At 32.9% G+C, this 24749-nt stretch carries 19 protein-coding genes; 3 read left to right on the forward strand and 16 right to left on the reverse strand.

Going from position 1 to position 24749, the window contains the following annotated elements; all coding sequences use genetic code 11:
* The first annotated feature begins 103 nt into the window (after positions 1–103).
* Positions 104–655 carry a cysteine hydrolase family protein gene (locus tag IEU88_RS10520; protein WP_039067942.1) on the forward strand — a complete coding sequence of 184 codons (552 nt, stop codon included), beginning with the start codon at positions 104–106 and terminating at the stop codon, positions 653–655.
* 371 nt (positions 656–1026) lie between these two features.
* Here IEU88_RS10520 and IEU88_RS10525 read toward each other — a convergent pair whose 3' ends face one another.
* The gene (locus IEU88_RS10525; RefSeq protein WP_103372710.1) at positions 1027–2403 is read right to left on the reverse strand and encodes a cryptochrome/photolyase family protein; all 1377 of its coding nucleotides are present in this window, start codon (positions 2401–2403) and stop codon (positions 1027–1029) included.
* Positions 2404–2594: 191 nt separating this feature from the next.
* Between IEU88_RS10525 and IEU88_RS10530 the strand changes: the two genes are divergently transcribed.
* Entirely contained in the window at positions 2595–3020 is a 426-nt protein-coding gene (locus IEU88_RS10530) for a pyridoxamine 5'-phosphate oxidase family protein (RefSeq protein ID WP_096808101.1), read from the forward strand.
* 61 nt (positions 3021–3081) lie between these two features.
* Here IEU88_RS10530 and IEU88_RS10535 read toward each other — a convergent pair whose 3' ends face one another.
* The 15 genes from IEU88_RS10535 to IEU88_RS10605 form a co-directional block, all read right to left on the reverse strand.
* Positions 3082–4587: a phytoene desaturase family protein gene (locus IEU88_RS10535; RefSeq protein ID WP_103372709.1), complete on the reverse strand. Its 1506-nt coding sequence runs from the start codon at positions 4585–4587 to the stop codon at positions 3082–3084.
* Positions 4584–5459, reverse strand: a complete 876-nt coding sequence (locus IEU88_RS10540; RefSeq protein ID WP_103372708.1) for a phytoene/squalene synthase family protein — start codon at positions 5457–5459, stop codon at positions 4584–4586. Before IEU88_RS10540 ends, IEU88_RS10535 begins: the two co-directional genes overlap by 4 nt.
* A gap of 56 nt (positions 5460–5515) precedes the next feature.
* A complete protein-coding gene (locus tag IEU88_RS10545; RefSeq protein ID WP_103372707.1) occupies positions 5516–6556 on the reverse strand; it encodes a glycosyltransferase family 2 protein in 1041 nt (346 codons plus the stop codon).
* Positions 6557–6622: 66 nt separating this feature from the next.
* Positions 6623–8113 (reverse strand): phytoene desaturase family protein, encoded by a 1491-nt coding sequence (locus IEU88_RS10550; protein WP_103372706.1) that lies wholly within the window; start codon positions 8111–8113, stop codon positions 6623–6625.
* Positions 8114–8587: a glycosyl-4,4'-diaponeurosporenoate acyltransferase CrtO family protein gene (locus IEU88_RS10555; protein WP_103372705.1), complete on the reverse strand. Its 474-nt coding sequence runs from the start codon at positions 8585–8587 to the stop codon at positions 8114–8116. It lies immediately after the preceding gene.
* Between the two features lie 4 nt (positions 8588–8591).
* Positions 8592–9092 (reverse strand): TspO/MBR family protein, encoded by a 501-nt coding sequence (locus IEU88_RS10560; protein WP_096808095.1) that lies wholly within the window; start codon positions 9090–9092, stop codon positions 8592–8594.
* Positions 9093–9138: 46 nt separating this feature from the next.
* Positions 9139–10638, reverse strand: coding sequence for an NAD(P)H-binding protein (locus IEU88_RS10565; protein ID WP_103372704.1), 1500 nt, complete (start codon positions 10636–10638; stop codon positions 9139–9141).
* Positions 10639–10855: 217 nt separating this feature from the next.
* The gene (locus tag IEU88_RS10570) at positions 10856–11575 is read right to left on the reverse strand and encodes a TspO/MBR family protein (RefSeq protein ID WP_096808093.1); all 720 of its coding nucleotides are present in this window, start codon (positions 11573–11575) and stop codon (positions 10856–10858) included.
* A gap of 630 nt (positions 11576–12205) precedes the next feature.
* Positions 12206–12574 carry a DUF1722 domain-containing protein gene (locus IEU88_RS10575; protein ID WP_229719071.1) on the reverse strand — a complete coding sequence of 123 codons (369 nt, stop codon included), beginning with the start codon at positions 12572–12574 and terminating at the stop codon, positions 12206–12208.
* A 183-nt stretch (positions 12575–12757) separates the two neighbouring features.
* Complete coding sequence (locus IEU88_RS10580) at positions 12758–13426, reverse strand: hypothetical protein (protein WP_103372703.1); 669 nt, start codon at positions 13424–13426, stop codon at positions 12758–12760.
* Positions 13427–13505: 79 nt separating this feature from the next.
* On the reverse strand, positions 13506–15308 hold the full coding sequence (locus IEU88_RS10585; protein ID WP_103372702.1) for a purple acid phosphatase family protein: 1803 nt from the start codon (positions 15306–15308) through the stop codon (positions 13506–13508).
* Positions 15309–15821: 513 nt separating this feature from the next.
* Positions 15822–16190 (reverse strand): hypothetical protein, encoded by a 369-nt coding sequence (locus tag IEU88_RS10590; protein ID WP_103373619.1) that lies wholly within the window; start codon positions 16188–16190, stop codon positions 15822–15824.
* Between the two features lie 632 nt (positions 16191–16822).
* Positions 16823–17263, reverse strand: a complete 441-nt coding sequence (locus tag IEU88_RS10595) for a universal stress protein (RefSeq protein WP_107644020.1) — start codon at positions 17261–17263, stop codon at positions 16823–16825.
* Positions 17264–18020: 757 nt separating this feature from the next.
* Entirely contained in the window at positions 18021–18875 is an 855-nt protein-coding gene (locus IEU88_RS10600) for an MBL fold metallo-hydrolase (protein WP_103373711.1), read from the reverse strand.
* 573 nt (positions 18876–19448) lie between these two features.
* Positions 19449–22298, reverse strand: coding sequence for a YhgE/Pip domain-containing protein (locus IEU88_RS10605; protein ID WP_096808087.1), 2850 nt, complete (start codon positions 22296–22298; stop codon positions 19449–19451).
* Between the two features lie 217 nt (positions 22299–22515).
* Between IEU88_RS10605 and IEU88_RS10610 the strand changes: the two genes are divergently transcribed.
* On the forward strand, positions 22516–24717 hold the full coding sequence (locus IEU88_RS10610) for an amidase domain-containing protein (RefSeq protein WP_103372473.1): 2202 nt from the start codon (positions 22516–22518) through the stop codon (positions 24715–24717).
* The last annotated feature ends 32 nt before the right edge of the window (positions 24718–24749 follow it).

Raw genomic sequence — 24749 nt, forward strand, 5'->3', positions numbered from 1 at the left:
AGCAAGTTTTTTCATCTAATTCATTTCATAGACCTATCGATAACGAATCGTTTTTAATATATCATTATAATTGTATACTAAATTCAGTAAAGGATGGATAAATATGAATACAGCTTTAATTATTGTCGATATTCAAAATGATTATTTCCCAGGTGGTAAATACCCATTAAGTAATCCTGAAAATGCAGCCGAAAATGCTCAAAAATTATTAACGTGGTTTAGAGAAAATCTTAGTGAAAATATTTTCCATGTTCAACATATTGCGCCTGATGAATCATTAGGATTTTTCGCTCCTGATACCGAAGGTGCAGAAATTCGAGAAGTAGTACAACCAAAAGATGATGAAACACTTATTATTAAACAATTCCCTAACAGTTTCGTTAATACGGACTTACATGATAAATTACAAGCTCAAAATATAGAACATGTTGTAATTGTTGGTATGATGACACATATGTGTATTGATGCTACTGCAAGAGCTGCAGCTGATTTAGGTTATAAAGTATCAGTCGTTGAAGATGCATGCGCTTCACGCGAATTAACTTATAACGAGCATGTCGTTAAAGCAGAAGATGCCCACTATGCATTTATCAGTGCGCTAGACTTATTATATGCTGATATTTATACGACAGAAAATTTTATTCAACAACAATAATGTCAGCTTACAGATCCATTCAAAGCGAAAATATATAAACTAAAATTTTACTATTTAATATCTGTTTTTATCATTTTCTTTATTAAAACGATATTATATCGATGTTACAGTACAAAGATATTAGCATGATATACGACTATATCTATAAAAGCGTATCTGCATTTATTATTATGTTGATACGCTTTTCCATTATTTACAGTTAAATACGATTCTACTTTTGACGCTACAAATTTAACCATGTTTTTAAAAACGACACATTTACCACCATACGGTTAGTATCCGGTTAGACAACCCGAACACTGACCCGTTAGCATATAGTGCCTTTCACTATATGCTTTATCTACATCTCAATATTAAACTACAAAAGATACTTATTTAAATTGTTTGAATTTATCCATAACATAATCTCTACTGTGTTTATGGTTTACGATAGCTTCTGGGTAATCTTTACCAATTTCAACATTATAATTTTCTTTCAACTTGTCTTTGTGCTTTGTTGGATTATGAATATATTGACTAGGCACTTCATTCAATATTTCTAACTGTGTTTTAATAAAATATCCTTGCGCATCGAAGCGTTCGCTTTGACGTATCGGATTAAACATTCTGAAATATGGTGCTGCATCTGTTCCTGTTGAAGCAGACCACTGCCAACCATGTACATTGGATGCATTATCATAATCAATAAGGTACTTTCTAAAGTAATCTTCACCCCAAGTCCAATCTATAAATAAATTTTTCGTTAAGAATTGAGAGACAACCATCCTTAATCGATTGTGCATATATCCAGTACAATTTAATTTTTTCATTGCAGCATCAACGATAGGGTAACCTGTTTGTCCTTGTTGCCACGCCTTAAAATGCGATTGATTATAGGACCACTGCATATTGCGGTACTTTTCGGAAAAAGATTGAGTTGCAGTTTCAGGGTATTGCGTCATTAATATATAATAAAATTCACGGAACATCACTTCTCTGATAAAAGATTCATAGCTGCTTTCATCACTATCATAACCTTCAAGTAAGTCATTTATAATGGCGTGAATATCGAGCAAGCCATATGCTAAATATTTTCCTAACCCACTGACAAAATCTTGTGATACATCATCTGCCAATTGCTTATAATAGGATATATCTTCATCTAAAAACCGATGCCATGCTTTACGTGCTGATTTTTCCATATCTTCATTATTATCTAATCGCAACTCGCTTTGATTGAAACCTTTTTCTGCACTTTGGCTTAACTGCTTATATTGATAACTTTTAGCAGGTGTATGTATGACATTTTTGCGGTTCGCTTTGTAAAAACGAGTAAAAACTTTATAAGGTTGCTGTTGCTTGTTTAATGTCATTAAAGGCGTAAAATAATGATTCACACGTTGCCCAATCACTTTGATTTGATGTTTTTCAAAGGCTGTTTTTATATGGGGGTAGTCGTATGTTTCTTTGTGATAACTCATAATATCTTTAGCGATTAACACATGAGATAAATCTAAATCATCGACTAAAGATGCTAACTTTTTGTATGTAATAACATAGGGATAAATGTCACGCTTTTGTAAAGCAGTTATAAAACCTTTGACTACTTTATAATAATCATTACGTTTCACCTCTGCTGCATCAGATAAATCCTCTAGAGGTAAAATAAAGTATAATTTGTCTAGTTCATTTTGATGCTCTGCTACAAAATCAAATAATGGGTTATCTTTCATTCTAAAAACGCGATTAAGTATAACACCTAGCTGCATGGTCACATCTCCTCATTTTATAAATATATTTCTGAACACTTTGCAAAACATGCTCATTCATATTAAATTGCTGGAATATAGGGTTAATACCCGTTATTGTCTCTCAATAAATATCGCAATATCACAAATGTTTTACCTCATGCTTGCACATTACAGATATAGGGTATGTATTATATAGAGGTGATTGTAATATGAATAAAGAAGCAGTACAAAAAGAAATTGAAAATATTTTAAACCATTCTAATGTTGGCGTGTTATCCACGGCTCATAATAATATGCCAAATAGTAGATACATGATTTTTTATAATGAAGGTCACACACTATACACTAAAACAAGTATTGATTCTAACAAAGTGGCTGAATTTAAAGACAACCCCAAAGCGCATGTTTTAATAGGTTATGACGAAACAAAAAACCGTAGCTTTCTTGAAATAGAAGCAGATGTCGAAATTCTAAAAGATAAAGAAACGATTGATTGGATTTGGCAAAAACAAGATAAGACATTTTTCGACTCTAAAGAAGATCCTAATTTGTGCGTACTAAAAGTAACACCAAAAGCGATTAAAATAATGAACGATAATGCGTTAGATACCCCTCAAACGATTACGTTTAATTAATTTAAAATAACACGGGCGCTTAAATTTACTTCAAAACAAAAGTAAATTAAGCGCTTGTTTTTTAAATACCGTTATTGATATCCTCTAGCATTGCATCCACTGTAATTTTAGCGCTCGTCAAGACGATAGGAACGCCTGCGCCCGGATGCACACTTGCCCCAGCAAAATATAAATTTTTGTAATCTCTACTTACATTAGGTGGTCTATAGTAATTACTTTGTGCTAATGTAGGCATTAAACCAAAGGCAGCCCCAAATTTCGCATTATAATCGCCTTCAAAATCTTTAGGCGTATAAATCATTTCAGTGACCACGTGTGCTTTTAAGTTTTCCAATGCTTTAATGGTAGAAAGTTTATTATAAATAATATCTTTCACATATGCGATTGTTGTCTCATCAGACCAATTTGCATCACTTGTTTTCAATTCTGGGACAGGCATAAGTACATAAACACCTGTCTGACCTTCTGGTGCTAATGACTTATCCTCCACGCTTGGCGCATATACATATATGGAAGGGTCAGCTGGTATTTCCCCGGAAAAGATTTCATTTATATTATTATCAAAATCCTTAGAAAATATAACATTATGTAACAAAATTTCTTCAGATAGATCTTTATCAACACCGATATACATTAAAAAGGCGGAACAAGAATAGTCCATGCCGTCAATTTTTTGTGTTGTGTATTTTGTAGGTTGATGTTTTTCTTTAATCAAATTGGTTGCAGCATATGGAAAGTCGGCAGTACATAGTATTTTGTCATATTTCTTGATCTCTCCATTTACTTTTAGACCTTCCGCACGCTTAAAACGTGTATCAATGATAATTTCTTCAACACTCGCTTCTGTATGGATTCGAGTACTTAACTCCTCATTCAATGTTTGAAGTGCTTTGACGAAGCGATACATACCACCCTTAATAAAATGTACACCAAACATTAGCTCAATCATTGGGATAATAGAATATAAGGAAGGGCTCCGTTTAGGATCAATACCTATATACAATGTCTGGAATGCTAAGATTTTTTGTATTTTTTCATTATCAACATACTTTTCAATCAAGTTATCTGCTTTATCAAATGTTTTTAATTTCATTCCTTGATATAAAGTAAAAGGATTGTAAAAATCTGTAGGTTTTCTAAATGTTCGTTCTAAAAAGTGTTTCCGTGCAATTTCATACCTTTCGTATATGTCTGTTAAAAATGACATAAAGCCATGTGTTGAGCCAGGTTCAATTGCTTCGAGCATATCCCTTAATTGTGCAAGATCTGTAGGCACACGGATTTGGTCAGATTCGCTAAAATACACGTCATATATATGAGATAATTGTTTAATTTCCAAGTAGTCGTTCATATTTCTATGTGCATAATTAAAAACATCACGATAAATTTCAGGCATCATTACAATGGTTGGTCCCATATCAAACGTAAATCCGTCTTTCTTAATTTGGTTCATTCTGCCGCCTATCTGTTTATTTTTCTCATATACATCTACTTGGTGTCCGTTTGCTGCTAACCTTGAAGCTGCAGCTAAACCCGAAACACCGCCGCCTATAACTGCAATCTTCATATTGTTTCACTCCTATTGTATTTTGCAATAATATCTCTATAAATTTTTAGTTTTTTCACTTTACTTACATATACCTTTTTGTGTAACGTATAGCCTGACTTTCTCACTTCTTCAAGAATTTCAAGGTAGGCATAAGCCGCTAATTCAATAATGTAACGAACATCTTCATCAAAATGTACAACACCATTTAATGCTATGTTATACAGTTGCATTGCTTCATGGGCGTAACTTTCCCATAAGTCTATATAATCTTGTGTGATGCCCTCACTGTAGATAGCTTGAACATCGACCTTATATTGAGCTAATTTAGTTTCACTGAGATAAATTCTACCATTCTGGAAATCTTCGCCCACATCTCTTAAAATATTAGTTATTTGTAGTGCTTTACCTAAAGCAATAGCAGCGGCTTCAGCTTGTTTAGGGTTTGCTTCTCTTTGTGATGCTAAAATAGGTGTTAGACATTCACCAACAGTACCAGCCACGCCATAACAATAATGATATAAATCAGTATCTGTGCGCATCATTGTTAAATCAGAGTCTTCTTTTACATATTGAATCAAGGTCCGTAATGGTTTTTGCGGGATTGCGTAAGTATCCAAAGTGTCATTAAATGCGTTCATAATCGCCCCATCACTTTGATAACGTTGAGCATGATGACTATAAATACTTTCTAAATCATGCGCTATATCACCTAATCGTTCAAGGTCTTTATACTTATCTATACTGTCATCAATCATTCGACACACTGCATAAATGGCCCATATCGCTTTTTTTCTTTTAAGTTCTAAAAAATCAAAGGCATAAGAAAATGTCTTTGAATGTATCTTCATAATATTGTGACAGTGTTTATAATCTCTCTCTAATTGATTCACTTGTTGTCCTCCTCGAAAATACGTCGGCATCCCTTTCCGTTAATATAAAAATTAATCTATAAATCTATTTTTCGGCCTTTCCAGTGTATGCGTTTGAAAATGTTGATATCTAACCACGATTTAAAAAATATTCCTACAAAACATACCAAAAGCAATGGATGACAAATACTCGCAATAAAATTAAAATTGCCAGTTCTTCGAATAAATATGTGGAATTGCCACGCATACATAAGATATATAATGATAGCTAACATTATATATATGAAACCTAACTTGGTAGCAAATAAGATAGTCAAAGTAGATATAATGGATCCAAATAACCATAAAAATACTAAAGCAAGTGTAGATTTTTGGGTCGCTTTGGAACCAAGGGCAAAATGTTTACTCCAACCTTCTAATAGTGTTACGAACCCTTGCGGATACATTCTAAAATTAACTGCCCCTTGTCCTTCAAACAAATCAACAGGTAAATTAAAATCATGATATGCGTTACTTAAGGCAAAACCTTCGATCACTTTATCTTTTGCATTTAAATGACCACGTGTCAGTTTATAATCTTGCTTATTAGTTAAAATTAATGGCCCGAACGCACTTTGCTTATTATTCAAAGTCTCCGTTATTGAAAATTTGTTCATTCCTACAATAGTCATCAAATTAAATATTGCAGAGCCATTCTCATATATTTGTTTTATCTTATGGAAAGGTTGGATAGAAAGTAATCCTTTATCTCCTTGTAGATGATATTGGTTTACTATGCGCCATATGCTCGTTTCGCTTGTAAATTGAATATCAGCATCCACAAACATCAATAAATCATTTGTTGCATATCGGCTTCCTTCCCAACAAGCATGTGATTTACCTTTCCACGCCTTATCATTGTTAACCGTATATGCTTTTGCGCCGTAATGTACTGCAATGGCTTGCGTATTATCTGTCGAATCATCATCCATGACGATAACTTCTATACGCTCGTTCTTAGGTATACTGTTAAGCAATTTAGGCAAATTTGCCGCTTCATTTCTCGCAGGAACAATAACACTGACGACTGTCTTATTTTCCTTTATTTTACTAGTAATCGTAGCGCGATACATGTACATACACTTTCCGCTTAACATGGAAGCTAAAGTGAATACTATCGCTATGATATAAGATATCATCTGTTATCAACTACTTTCTTCAGCGATAATAGCTTCTGCAACTTGCATACCGCTTAGCGTAACCATCGGCATTCCCGCTCCAGGATTTACAGAACCACCTACAAAATACAAATTTTTGAAGTATTGGCTTTTTTTCGGAAACTTAAACCCTTTATTCTTTTTCTTATTCGATACTACACCGTAAATGGCACCTTTATTAGAACTATAAGTGTTTTCTATATCATGCGGCGTCCACACATCTTCATAGACGATATGTTGTCTTAAATTTTTCAAGCCCATAGACTCTAATTTATCAAGTATACGCTCGCGAAATTGGAGATATGCCTGTTCACTCAATGGCTGCGCTTGAATATAAGGTATATGTGGTAAAATTTTTATATTTTCATATCCTGTAGGGGCCTGTGAGTCATCTGTTTTATTGGTATTGACTACATAAATTGTCGGATCTTGAGGCAAAACATATTGGTGAAAGACTTCATCAAAATTATTTTTCGAATGGTTAGAAAAGAAAAAGTTGTGATGTCGGAGTTCTGGATAACTTTTGTCTATACCTAGATGCATTACATAACCTGAACTCGCGGGTTCAAACTTACGTTCTAACTTATTTATTTTATTTTCATCAAAATTCAATAAATTTTTATAGACAGGAATCACTTCCATATTAGATATAATGTAATCTGCATAGATGTTTTTGTTATTTGCTAAGGTTATTCCAGTAACTTTATTTTCGCTATTATAATTTATACGTTTTACATATGCATCAAAATGTATAACCACGCCTAATTCTCGTGCTAGTTGCTCCATCGCACCAGCTAATTTATGAATGCCCCCATCTACATACCATAATCCTTCAGCATGTTGCATTTGAGGCAGTAAACTCAACACAGCCGGAGCGTCATAAGATGATGAACCTACATACTTGATAAAGTACCCTAACATTTTTCTTAAATAAGGATTATCTACTCTTTTATCAATAGCTTGTTGCATGGTATGAAAGTAATCAAATTTTTTCAATGCAGTCAATGGCCCATGATAACGAATTATTTCAGAAATCGTGTCTAAACCTTTATCAAAATAACTCTTTTCAGCCGTTTCATGAATCTGTTTCGCATAGTTAAAAAACGCAGTAAGCTGCTGTATATCCTTATCTGTGACTGTCTTATTATTTATCAATGTATCTTGCATAGATTCATATAAATCTATCATTTCACCATCAGGATAGACGTTTCTTATCTGCAAATCTAATTTACGAATGTTCACATAATCTGCTAGCCTTTTACCACATTGCTGGAATAAACGTTGAAATATTTTAGGCATAGTTAAAATAGAAGGGCCAAGATCAAAACCAAAATCTTCCGTCTCTAATCTATTCACTTTTCCACCAATGTGATTATTTTGCTCATATAAATCCACATGATAGCCTGCTTGAGCCATTCGAATTGCACTAGCGATGCCGCCTAGACCGCCTCCAATAACAATAACTTGCTTATTTACCATTTAATCTCCCTTTCTTTTTAACTTTCTCAAATAAACACGTTCCAATTTAGGGCGATTATAGCGCTGCACTATGATGCAAGGTACATTAGCTATAACGACATATACTAGATTTATCATTTTTACGCTGCTTGATGACTTTGCAAATACAATAACAGGCACTATAGACAGCAAGTGGACAAACTCCGCACGTCTCGTTTCTAATATAAATTGGCGTACTTCGTCCGCATGACTCGATTTATCAAAGTTTGATTTACTGATAATAGTCGAATTTATACGTTGGCCATCCGGCAAATGATTTTTCCAATATTGGACTTTAACGACTTTTTGCCACAATTGGCCTTCTTGTTCAATTGGCCAACTTTTAAAATATATATGCCCGTTTTCTAAACATTTACGGCTTATATATGTGCCAAGTTGAGCAATAATCATTTGAATAACAAACCAGTATAGCGCATTATATATTATCTTTTTCATCAATTTAGTGCTCAGTTTTTCCTGTATAGTTTGGGTTCTCTTTATTTAAAAACCAGTTACCTGCTGTTAAATACGTCGCAAATGCGCTCCAAAGCACGTATGGCACAAGCAATATGCCAGCAACTTTCTTCACATTGAAAAATTTTACAGTTGTAGTTACTACTGCACCAAGCAATACAACACTCTCTACTAATGCACTAAAGCGCAACTTATATTTAAAGTACAAGATAGACCATAAGTAATTAAGTCCTAATTGCGTATAGTAAATGCCTTTTAAAGTCTTACGCTCTGATTGATTAGTCACTAGTACATAAGCGACACCCATAGTTGTATAAAGTATTGGCCACACGATAGGAAAGACATAGCCGGGTGGTGAAAAAGGCGGTTTGACATTTTTTTTATAGTCTTTACGTGCATTTTTCACTGCAAATTTGCCCATGAACTTACCACCGAAAATCGGCGTTATAACTTTAGTGGTTGATTTGATAATATCGATTGCTGTCATTGTTCATCCCTCTTTTTTTATAAGTGAATATCTTTATATATAACGGCTATAGTTCGGCGTTAGACATATTATTTTTTTTAGCTAAATATTTTTTTAATCCGTATAGTTTTAATACAATCACACCTACAATAACGACTGGTAAAATAATTTTTTTCATATTTACACTTCTTTTTCTAGTACTTTTTTTAGTTTCTAACTTGAATTTGAAAAGATTCATTACACTTTTATGCACTTTAGCTTGTGTATACTTATAAACCCACCAAGGCAGCGTCGGCTCATATTCTTGTAACGCTATCATACATTCATTGCTATAAGGCAACCTTCTAAATTCTAATCTTGCGTTGCCACCATTTGAATCTAGCGCAAAATCTCCACCGACAATGCGATACAAAATGCTATCCTCATTAGATGCTACGCTATCTTTCCTTAGTAAAAGTAAATCTTTACCCAAACATGGTATTGTTATTGAGAAGTCGTTTTCATTAAAATCACTATTAACGACATTTAATGTGATTTTGTTTAAGAAATCAGCATACAATGCCGTCACTTGACTCATAGTCATATCTTTAGGCAAGGTTACTCTTGAAATTGCTCGAACATCTTTAATCGCACGCTTGCTTGATTTTTTACGCTTCTTCTGTACAGTGTTTTCTTCCGCTAAAGCGTTACGTACACTCGTTTTATAATCGATTTTTCCAATAGAGACACCTTCGACGGTATTTTCTTCATTTCTTACCATATCGTGAACCAAACTATCCATAAGCGGATAAACCATTTCTTTCGGCACCCCAGAAATTAATTTCACCCAATACTTACTTAACCAAATTGGAATAATAGGTAAGTCTAAAGTAGGTAAACGTTTATCTAATACTTCAGCCGTTTGTTTGAATAAGTCTTTATATGTCATATGATTTGGTCCACCAATATCAATTGATTCATTGGCTTGTGGATGACGCGCTACGATTTTATAAAGCCCATTAATCACATCTTCAATAGCCACTGGTAATGTTGTGTTATACGCCCATTGCGGCAATAGTAACCCAGGTAGACGTTCTACTAATTTTTTTAATATTGGGTAAGAACTACCTTTAGAGCCTATAATCAAACCCGCTCTTAAAGTACTGACTGGTACGCCATACGCCCCTAAAATACGCTCACACTCTAGGCGACTTCTTAAATGTGGCGATAATTCATTTGTCTCAGGAATTAAACCACTCATAAACACAATGTGCTTAACTTGATTAACACTAGCTGCTTTTGCAAAATTATCTGCTAACAACGCATCCATATCTTCAAAACTTGCTTGCGTTAATTTAGCTGAAGGCATCATAGAATGGACTAAATATATAGCGATATCCACGCCTTTCATTACTTCTGTTATCTCATTTAAATCAAATAAGTCGGCAGACTTCCAAGTTACATTTTGTTCGTTCGTTTTATGCTCTATATGTCTAGAAATAGCGATAATTTCATAATTTTCTTTCAATTTTTTCATTAAATGGCCACCAATATAACCCGAAGCGCCCGTTAACAGAATTTTTTTCATATATTTAGCCTCCGATTAAAAAAGACGAGCAGGGAAACTTTACTTCAGCTCATCTTTTACATAATAAGCTCACTTGCTCATTATTAAATAAATTTAGTATACATCATAAACACATCGTGTTTATTGGGTTTATTTTACCCTTTTACAACAAAATTAATCGTTTGAGATTAAATTAAGCACAATTCGACGACTTCAAAACGTCCTCACTCATTGTCTTCTATGACTTTTTCATTCTTACCACGACAATAATAGCAGTTATAAATAATAATAAACTTGCAGTGATTAATGTAACATCTAAACTTAAATAATAGTTGTTATTTTCTATATAGATACCATAAAAAGGCCATATCAATACCAGCGGGTATAGCCAATCTTTAAAAGATATTGCTATAAAGATACCAATGATCGTTGCTAATATCAACGCAATCATTGTCCAACTTAACTCATCTAAACCAAATATTGTTTGAATATGATTATTTAGCGCTAAAGAAAAAATATTAACAATTGTGGCAACCGTCGTCCAACCAAAGTAAATTGAAAATGGCAAACGGTTATACCCTCGATAGTCAGATAATATCACATACATTCGAGCAATATTATAAAGTAACGCTAAGATAACGATTACTGATACTAAGAACCATTGTTGTGTATAAACAATAATCCAAGCACTGTTTAACAGGAAGTTAATGATAGGAAGATACTTCAATCGACTTACGATTTTTTTATTATGCGAACGTATCATCAATAACTTGATTAGCCATGCTAAAATAAGCACATAAATTAAGCCCCAAATTGCAAACGCAAAACCAGCAGGTTGAATCATTGCTTGTTTGTCTTCGGCGATATTTCCGATATTGCTACCACTTAAATAATTAATTGCAATCATAATTAAAAATGCAATAACATATAAAAGCACCCATTTTCTTTGCCTTGTCATTATAAAGCCCCCTACATTGCACCTATTATAATCGTCCTTATATCATTATTTCTTATTTTATAATCACTATTTTTAGATGCGCATTGCGTTATCACTTGCGCATTATAAACAATGAAAAAGTGCGTAAAATACCACTTTATACTTTTCCCTAATTCCAAAAATTCATTCTTAAATAACATAGATAACACACTTTTTCTCTATACGCTTTTAAATACTATATTGCTTCACTTATTTTGGCCCAAAGCATATCGCAAATAAGGTAACAATTACTTTCACTGAATTTGACGCTTTTTTATAAAAAACACTTCCATTTAAAATCCAAGATAATTTGGATTCAATGAAAGTGTGCATGGTTCACTCTATTTTTTGGAAGTAACTTAAATCACTGGCTGGGCTTAACAAAGCGCCCGAACATTAGCTTATCGGAATAAAAAGACCTTATACTAAGTTTTTAAAGAAGGTAACAATGCGTTTTCTTCAACATCATACAAATAGCAGGTAGCATAACAAACATTCGTCTATTTCTTTTTATTATCATCATAAAATTTTCTATATGATTTTTTAAAAGAGTTGCTGTCACCTGTCACGATCAACTCACACTAAATTGATATGTTAATTACATATTCAAATTTAGTTGGCAATCTTTATTTTAAAGTTCTTAATTAAACTGGAATCTTTTAGATAAGTCACATCGTAAAACATCGCCATGCAATAAATAAAATAAATCAGTGTGGTTGCCTCTACTTGATCCAATACATACTGTTCTTTTAGCTTTTTAAATAATTCCTTTTCTGACGGTTCACAAACCTTTTTAAAGTAACCCCATACATGAGAAAATGCGTTAACGACAGACCCTTTACTAGGTTCAATCAATAAAGCACTATGAATCATGTCTCTCACTTCATAGTATTCATATTTATCTTTCATCATTTTTCTGATACGGTTATAGCTGTTTTGATCATGCCACATAACTTCGTACTTGTACTTTTTCCATAACATCTCAATGTCATATCTATGCTTGATACTTATCACTCCTTTAACGATAGACTACAAGCTTTATAGAACCAAGTTGCTTTGGCTAATTTGAAATGTAGCAACCTAGTAATTAACCCATTTTATGTCTCTCTTTTACACGGGGGGAATTTTACAAATTAAATGGATTCCTCGCTATATCGACCTTTGTTATGATTGGTATTGCTTCAAGAGCGCTTGGTAAAAGTCGTTAAGTGCTTTATTGTCACTCACTTGGAACATTTCATTTGGTCTTAAGTTTGGATCTTTGCCATTATGATCTTTAGGTGCAAAACCAGAGGACAATGTAACATCTTCTGAGTGCGTAAACTCATATTCGTATACCTTGCCATTATCTGCAAATAAATATTTTGTGACAGGTTTGTTCGTATCCGCCACTTTATTATAACCTTCAATATTAGATAAAGTTTCTGCATCTTTATCTATACCCGTTGTTCCTTTATGGGATGTATAAGTTACCGCCCCTGTTACTGTATGCAAATCGAATGCTTTCGCCCCAGGTTTGTCTCTATTACTCACTTGAATTTCACCATCTTCGCTACCAGCGTACCAATCTCCATCAGACATACTACCATTACCAAAATAACGGTTTGAGACAGCTTTATGATTATCTTTTTCATGCTCATCAAGCCATGATAAGAGCTCTTTTTTAATCATTTTTTTATCTTTATCTGTAATAAGTTCTTTGGAAGATTGAGTTTTTTCAGTATGAGCGGCTTTCTCCTCCGATTGCTGCGTTGTTTGTTTGCTATTACTAAAACTAGCTAAAACGAGACAGAACAATGTCATGAATGTGATGCATTTTACTATTTGTTTCACTATATATCAAACCTCAATTTCCCAAGAAATCAAACGACCTAAGCTAGGCTAATATCAGCTAACTTAGGCATTGATTTAATTATTTATTGTTTTTTTGAATACCAAATTCGTCTACTAATTCAATATTACGCTGTTCACCGTCGTTGATATCGCCATTTAATTGATAGATTTTAACTTTTAATGTATTACCTTCTACTTCATAAACTGAGAAGTTTTGCGAAGAAGAATCACGGTTATTTGAATGACTATCTTTAAATGCATCTGTTTCTTGAGGTTGTTTACCTACTTTAAATAGACTGTTATAGTGTTCTAAATCTTTTTCAGTTAACCAACTCAATTCTGGTCTCACTTTTTTAATATGCTCTAATGAACGATCATAAATACTGTCATACTCTTTTGTACCGCCTGTATTTGGTAACACATACACTGAACCTTTTGGATTATTATAATAAGTTACGTTATCATCACCAACAAATTGCTTCGTATCTTCTTTTTTAGCATTAACGAAACTGTTTTTAGTTGAAGTATGTTCAAGTGGATGCGTACGAGATAATACATGATCATGGCCTTGTAACACTAAATCAACATCTAAATCATCTATTTCTTTTGTAAGTTCTTTTCTAATTTTCTTCACGTCTTCGTCTGATAAAGCGTGGTAAGATTTAGAATACATTGGTTTGTGTAAATTTAACACAACCCAATTTGCCCCATTGTCACGTGCTTTTTTGATATCTTTCTTAATCCATTCCATCTGTTTTTTACCAATGGCTTTTTCATCTGGATTGTCTTTAGATTTTTTATTGTCATTGGTATTTGCAACAACCATGTGAGCACCATTATAATCAAATGAATAATAAGAGCCGCCATTAACCTCATCATTCTCTTTCGGCACGTTCACGTGTTCGTTGAACTTAGTTAATAATTTCTCATCCTCTTCGTTCAGCGCATATTCATCATGATTCCCTGCTGCAGCAACGACTGGCAATGACATGAATGAAGGTCTGGACTGCTCATATAAATCTTTCCATTCATCCTCAACTTCTGCTGTTTCTACAAAATCACCTGTGTGTAAAGCAAAGCTTGGATCTCCGGCAGTTTGAATTGCATTCATTAATGTATCAGCGCCAAATGTTGCTTCGTTTCTTACATGCTCATTCCAAAATGCGTTTTGTGTATCTGTATATTGTACGAAATTAAATGGGTCACCTTTTTTACCAGCCGTTTTAAATTGTCCTATCTGGCTCTTTCCCCCTTTTTCACTACCTACTTTATAATAGTATTTCGTATTCGGTTTTAAATCTTTTGCCTGCGCTTTGTATGTATATTCTGCTTCGCTTATTAAATTTGTTTTACCATGCTTATCACCGCTCATCCATTCCGGTCCACCAGCATGTTTATCTGTATAATAACCGTTTACTTTTTCCTCGCCATTTCTGTCTTTGATAGGTTCACCTTCATCATTTTTAGCAATGTCTTTAAAAATAATATGACCATGTTTATCTCTTTCAAGATATTTTGATTTCACTTTTTTAGGTTTCACATCAAATGTTTTTGCGTTTTTAAAGTTTTTTGACTCTGATACCCATACTTTTGAATCTTCAAATTTATCTGAGGTATACCAACTAAATCCCATTTCTGTCTGAGGGTTCCCATTTATATTTGTAATAACACGATTGGGTTTATTCTGTTTCTTTATATCTGCAACTTCAGGCTTTTTATCTAATAGTTTGATTTTATTATCATTTTCTTGTTGTGTTGTTGTAGTATTGTCTGTCGGTTTTCCAGCGCCACTAGCCTGTGCTGTTTGTGGGGTAATAATAAGACTAAATAATAAGACAAAACTCGTTGCAGCACGAAATGCAATCGATTGATGCTTTTTCATATGATATCCTCCTCTAACTATTTCTTTATGGTCTTGTCTCATCATTTTAGCAATACTCTTTTAACCCTATATTAAGTACGTATTTAATATGTAAATTTTACATTAAAGTTATATATTTATATGAACATAAAATTATTTTATATAACCAAAAATCAGAAGCGATTATTAAATAATAAGAAATAAAAATACGATTATAAAGCTAAACTACTATACATATATTTTAAAAAGATGGTTTTGCGAAAGAGGTAAATATATAGTTTATGAAAATAGGCTTAATTCATCACACGAAATCTTAAAAAACTAATAACAATCAAAAGGCTATATACAATATATCAAACTTTGTATATAGCCCTAATTTGATATATAAGTATTTTATATATCAAACGAATATTCAGTATTTTAAATTAATAAAACAATCATAAATTTATAATAGTCGAGATTTGATAGTAGTGATGAATAAAATTTCATATTGGTTAAAGCATTGATTCTGTGAATAAGTTAATTTATAGTAGCTCAATCTCTTATGTTGAAACTTTTCACTTGAATTTTAGCCAAATCGATACTTATTAGCGTATTATTTTCTTCTTGAACAAAATTGAATTCTGTTTTAAGGTAAGCCTTGCTATCAGAAAAATAATATTTAACCATATACTTATTTTTATGCTTAAAATATTCATAAGAATAATTAGGTGTAATAAAATGGAAGATTTTTGCTAAATAACTATTTTTTATATATTTATTAATGCTTTGGTAAGTGTCATTTGTATATAATTTTTTTCGAAGCGTTTCTAAATCTTTAGCACACAGTAAATTACAAAATCGTTGTACATCTCGTTGAATGATACTGGTTATAAAATCTTCAATACATTTTTCTATTTTCACGGTATCAACCCCTAAATATATCATTGTAATCTTTTAAACGTTAAATCAAAGTTGGAAATAAATATATCATTTTCTAATTTAAGACTTTAATATTTAGAGGAAATAATATATGCGGTACAAGAGGAATTAATTATTATTAGTTATATCTTTTATGAGCTACCTTAGCTAGCAATTAATCAACACTCTTTTTTTAAAATGCCTTAGTTAATGTGCTAATCATTAACTGAAAAAAGCTTAACATTTTTCAATACCATTTTTATACAAATTATTGTTATATGGTCTAAAAATTTTGTTATGGGGCAATAGACATCGGTCTGATTAATAATATTTAGTCCATTTCTAAGCAGTAATGTTTCAAATATTTATGGGTCGTGTCACCGTTAGAAATCAAAACATCAGTGTCTCCAAACAACTTTCTTACTGTACATGTGTTAGAAATAATTAATTCAAATAAATATATAATAAGACGTAACAGAATTTAACCCTGTTATCATATAGACATTCTTCTAAAATACCTCCAAAAATTATAAAATAGACGGTGAGACCCTGGGAGTAATCTGATATAAATTTCTCTATATTAAATTTCTCACTTTTGATTTTAAAATCGTTTTGAAGTCCGTATTATTGGTATTTTATCTAATAATAAGTGTAGGGACTTCTGTATTTTTGGATATTTTATACGATGCATTTCCTAATGCATCTTTTGTTTTAAATTTAGTATTTCGGTTACTTAAAACTATTAAATCATAATCTTTTCTCTTTAATTCGTTGAGTACTTCTTTCTTAACGTTGCCACAAATATATTTTGTTTCGTAACGGAACCCACAAATTTCTAAATCTTCAAGAAAAGGTTTGAATTTCCTTTTTTCTTCCATAACGATTTTTTTAAAATGTTTATTTTGATAAGCGACAGATTTTTCAAGCAATTGCTGAGGGATGATAACGAGCACAGTTATTAAAGTATCCTCTTCTTTAGCGTCGTTACGCTTATTACTAATAAGGTTATTTAGTTCTTTTACGGCCGTTTCAAATTTTTCTTCGCAATCGTACGCTAATAGTATATTTTCATACATAATGACACAGACTCCTTTTTTCGCTTAAAGTAATCTTTTTACAGATCCCTCATACGAATCATATTATTTTTTAATTAATGGCTTTTATTTTACATATTACCTAGGACTAAGTCTTATAATTGATAGTCCTTTTCTATAGTTAGAAATTATATTTTGTTAAATTATTGAAATTTTAAATTCGCGTCGAGGGACAGTTTTTATGGCTTATCTTTTAATTAATCACTTTAAGCTACAAATTATAGACATCTTAGATTTCTATAATGTGGAGCCTTTATATATTCCAGTGGATTTTTAATTGGTTTGCTATTGGGAATTTATAAATCGTTGATAAAAGTTAATGTTTTATTAGGAAAGTTTGTTTACTTGAATAGTTCTATTTTTTAAAAATAAGAGTTTGAACTATCACGTGGAGCTTTATTATCAAAATGTGCGTTTTTTGCTAGTTTTTTTATATTAACTATTATGCGCATATGGAGTATCGATTAATTATTATATATTTTTAATCTTTTAAATTCGAACTGTATATATTTATTATAAAGAAGCATTGAAGTATTTCCTTACAATTAAATCTACTAAATTGTATACCACCTTTGATTGTTATTAAACATCTAGGGTTCTTTACAAGTATTTTAGCTATCTTTACATAACCACTACTATATTTACGTGAAGCGTTACATATTTTTAAAAATTATAAAAAGTTATGGTTCAGCCTCAATAAATTATACATAAAGATATACTACATAAAATTGGTTAAATACTAATCATTTTGATTCACGTATTTACCATGCTTTGGCAAAATAATTTCATCTAAATGATTATTTAATTCATCTAGCTTTCTCTGTGCTTCATGATTTTTTAAAGGACGCCCATGTCCAGTAGTTATTATCTCGGGCTTCAATGCTAATAATTTACGAATTGAGTCTTTGACTTGTGCCCAATTGGTCGTAAAATATCTAGGGGGTCCATAAATAGCTTGTTTTTGTGTTAAAACATCCTTTAAATTATCTTGTTTAACTGTCGTTATTGCATCTCCTGCAACCAACAAACTATCCTCCGCTCTGTATAATGATATATGCCCTGGCGTGTGCCCAGGCGTATGCACCCATTTAAAATCTGGCATATAAGGGACACTAAAATCTTCTGGTAACGCTTTAATATATCCATCTAAATTAATTGCTTTATTCGGAAAAATTTTTGACATTTTTGAAATTAATCCACCATCTACTGTAGCATCTGGTGCCGGGTAATCTTTCGCTCCTGTTAAATAAGGCAATTCTTCTGGGTGTGCATAAACTGGCACATCCCAATATTTAATGAGTTCAATAATTGATCCAACATGATCAAAATGACCATGTGTTAAAATGATTGCTTTTGGTTTTGCATGACTTCCAAAACGTGCTTCTGCTTCGCGGATAATTTCTTTAGACTTTCCAGGCATACCCGTATCTATTAACACAAATGACTGAGAAGAAGGTTCGCCATAAAATACGATATTAACTATTTGCGTTGTATATTGGTATAAATCTGAGGCAATTTCTACGCCTTTTTTACTTTTAATAGATGAAACAGGCAGACTTTTATAATCTTTTCCATAGTACATTACGTTTTGCATATTTAACCGCTCCTTTGTCATTTATCTGTTTTCTCTTTGTTAGCGCCATTTAACATTCAAAAGGTTCAAAGTGTTTATAATATATTGCTTAGCTTTATGTTCCCCTTATTAAATTGATTTAATTTATTTAACGTCGTCGTCATATCAATTAATCCAAAACATTATTTAAGTTAACTATATCGGCGAAATATAAAATACAGTTTAAGAAATAAGCTGTTCTGTATAAATCAAAATAAGTTATTTTAAATATATTTTTAAAAAACATATTAGTCTTAATTTTGCCAATAATTCTTAAATTAAACACTTTAATCACTATAGATAGCAGCGTTTAATTTATAAATCAGTTACATATTTAGTTAATTGGCATACATATTATTTTATGAAGAAACGCATTGAATCATTTATAAAATAATTTCATTTAACCATCGTTTAAGTTCTTTTCAATGATTAAACGACCTATCAAACACAAAAAGCGAGTCAGAAATCTATGTCGCTACAAAGATTTCTGGCTCGCGCTCATATTAAATATCAATGAATGGGCTTAGTAATCGTATATATTATATCGTTACGGTACTATTCCATTACATCACTTTTTTCTGCTTTTTCAGTTGCTTTTCTCATCAATGGATCTGTAATCGGCTTAAAGATGACGCCAATTAATAAAAATCCTATACCAAATAATGAGAGTACGGTTAATTTTTCAGTTAAAATTTTAGGGACAGGTCCACCAACCGCTTCTCTTAATGCGTCTATTGCGTAAGAGAAAGGCAAATAAGGATGGATCGCTTGGAAGAACTCTGGTGTAACTTGAATAGGGAACGTTCCTCCACCACCTGCAATCTGTAGAACAAGGAAGATGATTGCAATTGCTTTCCCTGGGTTGCCTAACAATGATACTAAAGTATAAACAATTGAAACAAATACGATGGAAGAGAATACTGAGATGCCAATAAACCAACCAATTGATTCCACTTGCGCTTTCAGTATCACTATATCTCCAATAGATACGATAAGTGCTTGAATGATACCCAACAGATAGAACAATCCACTTTTACCTAAATATATTGCTCTTGTCGATAGATATGGCGCTAATGATTGGTGTTTATTATCTGTCGTTAATAAGCTCACCATTAGTAACGCACCTACCCATATGGCTAACGCTGTGTAGAATGGCGTACTCGCTGAACCATAGTCTTTCACAGGGAATATATCTTTTTGGTCTATATCGATTGGATTAGCAATCACGTTCGCTTGTTTTTTTAAATCGTTTTTCAATAAATCTACCATTTTATCTACTGCATCATCATCTTCGATCTCATCAAATAGATCATTCGCCTTAGCAAGATCTTTTTCAACGTCTGGTAATTGATTACGTGCGAAATCTGCTAAATTGTGTAAGCCTTCTTTAGCCCGTGGTTGATTCGCATCTAAAATATCTACTAATTGATCATAACGATTAAATAGTGTAGGTATTGTATTATTTACCGTCGCTGTTGTATCAGACAACTGCTGTTCTAAACCTGGCAAATCATTTTCGATAAATGACGCGGCGTTCGCAACACTTTGTTCAAATTGCGGGTAAGCATTTTGTGCAATTTCCATTGCATCCATATAACTTTGTTCAATAACTGGCAGTGCACTTTGAATCGTTTCTATTCTATCTTTGCCAGCAGTTAAAATACTTTCTCCAGAATTTATCACTTGATCTATCGTATTTAATTTCGATTGAACTGTTGATAGTCTCGTATCACCCTCGTTTAATACGGACATTATATCGTTAGATATGTTGAGCAATCTTTGGTTTAATTCGGTTTTAATATAGTGCCTTAAATCATCTAGGCTACTATTTACACGTGGTAGATCTTTAAGTAGTTCTACTGCTTCTGCTTTACCTGAACTTCCATTTGAAAGTGCGTCACTGAGTTGATTTTGGTTTTTAATTAAATTGTTAATCCTGTTATTTGCTGATTCTAATGTTTGAATTTCATCTGATAAATCCACGTTTTCTCTCTCTTCTAGCTCTGATAATATATCTATAAATTGCTGATTAGATTTGCTTGTGACTTCGAGCCTAGATTTAATATGATCTAACGTTTTTTGGAAATCTTTAGGTTTATCTGTAGATAAAATGCCATACGTAACATTTTTCAATGCTTCTATGTCTTCTTGGCTACTTTCAGCTTGTTTATCGGTGTAATTAGATAGCGATAATAGCGATTCTGATAAGGAAGATGTCATTGCACTGACATCTTTACTACTTACCGTTGTTTCATTCTGATCGTTTTCATTATTGTCGCTTTGATTGTTACTTATTTGCGAAGTTTTAATATTTGAATAACGATCTGATACCGTAGTACTTTGTTGCTCAGTTTGCATATTGTTTTGTAATCGATTATTAACATTTTGATTTGCATCTTGCGCATTATCAACGACTTCTTGATAGCTTTCAACACGTTGCTGAATCGCAGGTAAATAACCTTGTGCATCATTCAGCCCTTGTAAGCCTGCATCTACTCCAGCACTTGCAATGTCAACGCCACGATTTATTTTTGGAAAGGCTTCTGGCACATCGTTAGAGGCAACATTAAGCGCATTTTCAATATTTGGCATGTAATCATTTAATGCTAATATCAATTTGGCGCGCTCATTTAATGCAGGTATTGCAGCATTAACTTGATTTAACTTATCTGCCGCATCTATAACTTCGCCTTTATAGTCACCTAGTTCTCTAAATCGATCAGCGTAATCGTCAATTTGATCTTGGTTTTCATCTAAGTATATAAGCGTATCTGCAAAATCGTTAATTTTTGGCATAGCCTCATTAGCTTTAGAGACTGCGTCTTCAATTTTATTGATTGTTGGAATTTCTTCCTCAAGTTTCACACCTAGTCGGTTTGCTTCATCTAATAGCGCTTGTGTCACCGTTTCATTAAACTGTTCATTTGCTTTTTGGACAATAGCACTCGTACCAGCATCGGTCATTTTCGGTGCAATGGCATTAAGTTTTTGGTTTACTTTATATTCTACATCGGCTTGTTGCGGGTCTTTTCGAAGTGTGCCAGTAATTTGGTGTGTAAACTTATCTGGTATGTAAATGGCAGCATAGTACTCTCCCATCTTCAAATCATGATCAGCTTTTTTCCGGCTTACAAATTGCCAATCAAAGTTATCGTCTTTCTTTAAGGTATCGGTAATTTGATTACCCACATTCACCTTTTTATCTTTTACTGTATCTCCCTTATCCTCATTCACAACGGCAACTTTAATATTTTTAGTATTACCATATGGATCCCATGTCGCTTCCAAGTTAAACCAAGCATAAAATGAAGGAAGCAATGCTAAACCGCCTAAAATGACTAAAACACCAGGCGTCTTAGCAATCTTTTTTAAATCCATAAAAAATAATTTTATTGCGTTTTTCATTTATACACCTCTGAAACTGTATCTATTTATCTATTCTTATATTAATTCAAATTACTATTTGTTTATTACATATAAATTGATATACTGAATGCATTAATACAATTTATTCAATTTATGGTTGATAGGAGTCAACTAAATGCGAGACTGTTTCTAGTGTACCAAGACAAACGCTAGTTTGTACATAGTAAATAATATATTTTAGAAAAGAGGTATTTTCATGAAGCAACAAAAATTATTAGTCTGCTTGCTTTCAACTTCTTTACTTATTCCATCATTCCCTATCAACGATGTTAATGCCGAAACGTCAGAAAAAAGCACGACGGCTTCCCAATCAAATGATGCGCATAAGGATAAAGAGCAGGATAAGGAACAATCTAAACCATCTGAATCTGATCAATCGCATTCATCTCAAAACAGTCATACTGAAAAAGAGACATCTGATGACGCAAAAGATACGTCTAATGATGATGACAATGCGAAAGATAAATCTAATGATGATAAACAAAATAGTGAACAGAAACAAAATCGTACAAATAATGAAACACCTAACGACGGTACACGTAATGCCAGTCATAAAAACGGTAGACATACATCTTCTGACAAAGTTACGCCCAATTCAACTGAAAATACATGGGACGTATCCGCATCTGATTACCGTTCAAATCTATTAGATATGTTTAAACCAGCGCCTTTGAAGCGTGATAATCACAGTTTATCTGAATTATTAGATCAATTATTTTCTAATAATGATACAATGCGATCAAGTTCCCCTATAGAACAAAACGATGCGCAAAATGAAGACAGCAATAACCAAACAACGTATCCTACGTCGATTGATCAAACAGATCCAGAAGATACAAATACGATAGATGCTAACGGTGATGACGATGGAAATGCAGATGATCCAGAAGAAAATAATGAGGATACATCACAAGAACAAGATAATACTAACAACAACGATATCGAAGATACAACGCATCAATCAGAAAACAATGATATGGATGATGGTAGCGACTCAAACAAACTGACAGATGCTAAAAACCAACAACACGACGATACTGAATTAGATTCACAACAAAAACAATCTCATGAGAATGCAAATCGTGACGATGATAATCTAAATGACCAGCAGAATGAAACACCTAAGCGCGATAATAACGTCAAAACGGGGGACCAATCAGATTCATCATCTGACGATAAAGTATTAGAAGCAATCTTAGATGAATACAGTGAGGATGCTAAAAATAATCAAAAACAGTATGACGCTCAAAAAGAAAGTGCGTCGAATGAAGATGCTGACGATAAGAAAAGTAGCTCTGACAAACAAACATCAAACAACCAGGCCAATCCACAGTTACCTTCTAAATCACAATTAGCAAAAAAGGAAAAACCAACTCAATCATTTGAGCACGACATCAATCAATCTGATATACGATCTACTGCCGTTTTCCAACAATGGCCAAATTTATCAGACGATGATAATGCTGCAAACAACATAACCATAACTGAAAATAAAAACACACGTGATTTCATTAAAAACATCGCACAAGATGCACATGACATCGGGCAAAATGAAGACATTTACGCGTCTGTGATGATAGCTCAAGCCATATTAGAGTCAGATTCAGGCATGAGTATGCTTGCGCGTTCACCTCATTTTAATTTGTTTGGTATCAAAGGTACTTACGAAGGTAAGTCAGCTAAGTTCAACACACTTGAAGATAATGGAAACAATACATTCCAAATCTCAGCAAACTTCCGTAGTTATCCAAGTGAAAAAGAATCATTAGAAGATTATGCTACATTAATTAAGCAAGGCATCGATGGTAATCAAAATATTTACAAACCGACGTGGAAAAGTGAAGCGCATAGCTACCGTTCAGCGACTGCCCATTTAGCTACCACATACGCGACTGATTCACAATACGCAGACAAATTGAACAGTATTATCAAACACTATGACTTAACACAGTTAGATCATAAACAAATGCCGAATTTAGATGATTATAAAGTGAATAACGACAATGATGATTCAGATTTCAAACCATTTTCAGAAACTACAAATGATACGCCTTACCCCCACGGTCAGTGCACGTGGTATGTTTACAATCGTATGGCACAGTTCGACCAATTTGTGAGTGGAGACTTAGGTGATGCAAGAAATTGGAATAATCGCGCCGAGAGAAAAGGTTATACGGTGGCTTCAACGCCAAAAGCACACACCGCCGTTGTATTTGAGGCAGGCCAACAGGGTGCAGATGCGATGTACGGTCATGTAGCCTTTGTAGAAAAAGTTAATGATGATGGTTCTATCATTATTTCAGAGTCCAACGTTAAAGGTCTCGGTGTCGTTTCTTATAGAACTATCGATGCAGATGATGCAAAGGAATTAAGTTATATTACAGGTAAAAACAATTAATTTAAAATGGCTTTTTCCGCCAAAATAAATAT

This window comes from Staphylococcus nepalensis, from assembly GCF_014635045.1.
GTDB classification, from domain to species: Bacteria; Bacillota; Bacilli; order Staphylococcales; family Staphylococcaceae; genus Staphylococcus; species Staphylococcus nepalensis.

What these genes read in the sequence shown, in the direction of transcription:
- IEU88_RS10570 (WP_096808093.1), bottom strand. Translation starts at nt 11,575, where the DNA reads ATGACAAGGCAAAGAAAATGGGTGCTTTTATATGTTATTGCATTTTTA.
- IEU88_RS10610 (WP_103372473.1), top strand. Translation starts at nt 22,516, where the DNA reads ATGAAGCAACAAAAATTATTAGTCTGCTTGCTTTCAACTTCTTTACTT.
- IEU88_RS10560 (WP_096808095.1), bottom strand. Translation starts at nt 9,092, where the DNA reads ATGACAGCAATCGATATTATCAAATCAACCACTAAAGTTATAACGCCG.
- IEU88_RS10555 (WP_103372705.1), bottom strand. Translation starts at nt 8,587, where the DNA reads ATGAAAAAGATAATATATAATGCGCTATACTGGTTTGTTATTCAAATG.
- IEU88_RS10595 (WP_107644020.1), bottom strand. Translation starts at nt 17,263, where the DNA reads ATGTATGAAAATATACTATTAGCGTACGATTGCGAAGAAAAATTTGAA.
- IEU88_RS10525 (WP_103372710.1), bottom strand. Translation starts at nt 2,403, where the DNA reads ATGCAGCTAGGTGTTATACTTAATCGCGTTTTTAGAATGAAAGATAAC.
- IEU88_RS10585 (WP_103372702.1), bottom strand. Translation starts at nt 15,308, where the DNA reads ATGAAAAAGCATCAATCGATTGCATTTCGTGCTGCAACGAGTTTTGTC.
- IEU88_RS10550 (WP_103372706.1), bottom strand. Translation starts at nt 8,113, where the DNA reads ATGGTAAATAAGCAAGTTATTGTTATTGGAGGCGGTCTAGGCGGCATC.
- IEU88_RS10600 (WP_103373711.1), bottom strand. Translation starts at nt 18,875, where the DNA reads ATGCAAAACGTAATGTACTATGGAAAAGATTATAAAAGTCTGCCTGTT.
- IEU88_RS10565 (WP_103372704.1), bottom strand. Translation starts at nt 10,638, where the DNA reads ATGAAAAAAATTCTGTTAACGGGCGCTTCGGGTTATATTGGTGGCCAT.
- IEU88_RS10530 (WP_096808101.1), top strand. Translation starts at nt 2,595, where the DNA reads ATGAATAAAGAAGCAGTACAAAAAGAAATTGAAAATATTTTAAACCAT.
- IEU88_RS10605 (WP_096808087.1), bottom strand. Translation starts at nt 22,298, where the DNA reads ATGAAAAACGCAATAAAATTATTTTTTATGGATTTAAAAAAGATTGCT.
- IEU88_RS10520 (WP_039067942.1), top strand. Translation starts at nt 104, where the DNA reads ATGAATACAGCTTTAATTATTGTCGATATTCAAAATGATTATTTCCCA.
- IEU88_RS10575 (WP_229719071.1), bottom strand. Translation starts at nt 12,574, where the DNA reads ATGTTATGGAAAAAGTACAAGTACGAAGTTATGTGGCATGATCAAAAC.
- IEU88_RS10545 (WP_103372707.1), bottom strand. Translation starts at nt 6,556, where the DNA reads ATGTACATGTATCGCGCTACGATTACTAGTAAAATAAAGGAAAATAAG.
- IEU88_RS10535 (WP_103372709.1), bottom strand. Translation starts at nt 4,587, where the DNA reads ATGAAGATTGCAGTTATAGGCGGCGGTGTTTCGGGTTTAGCTGCAGCT.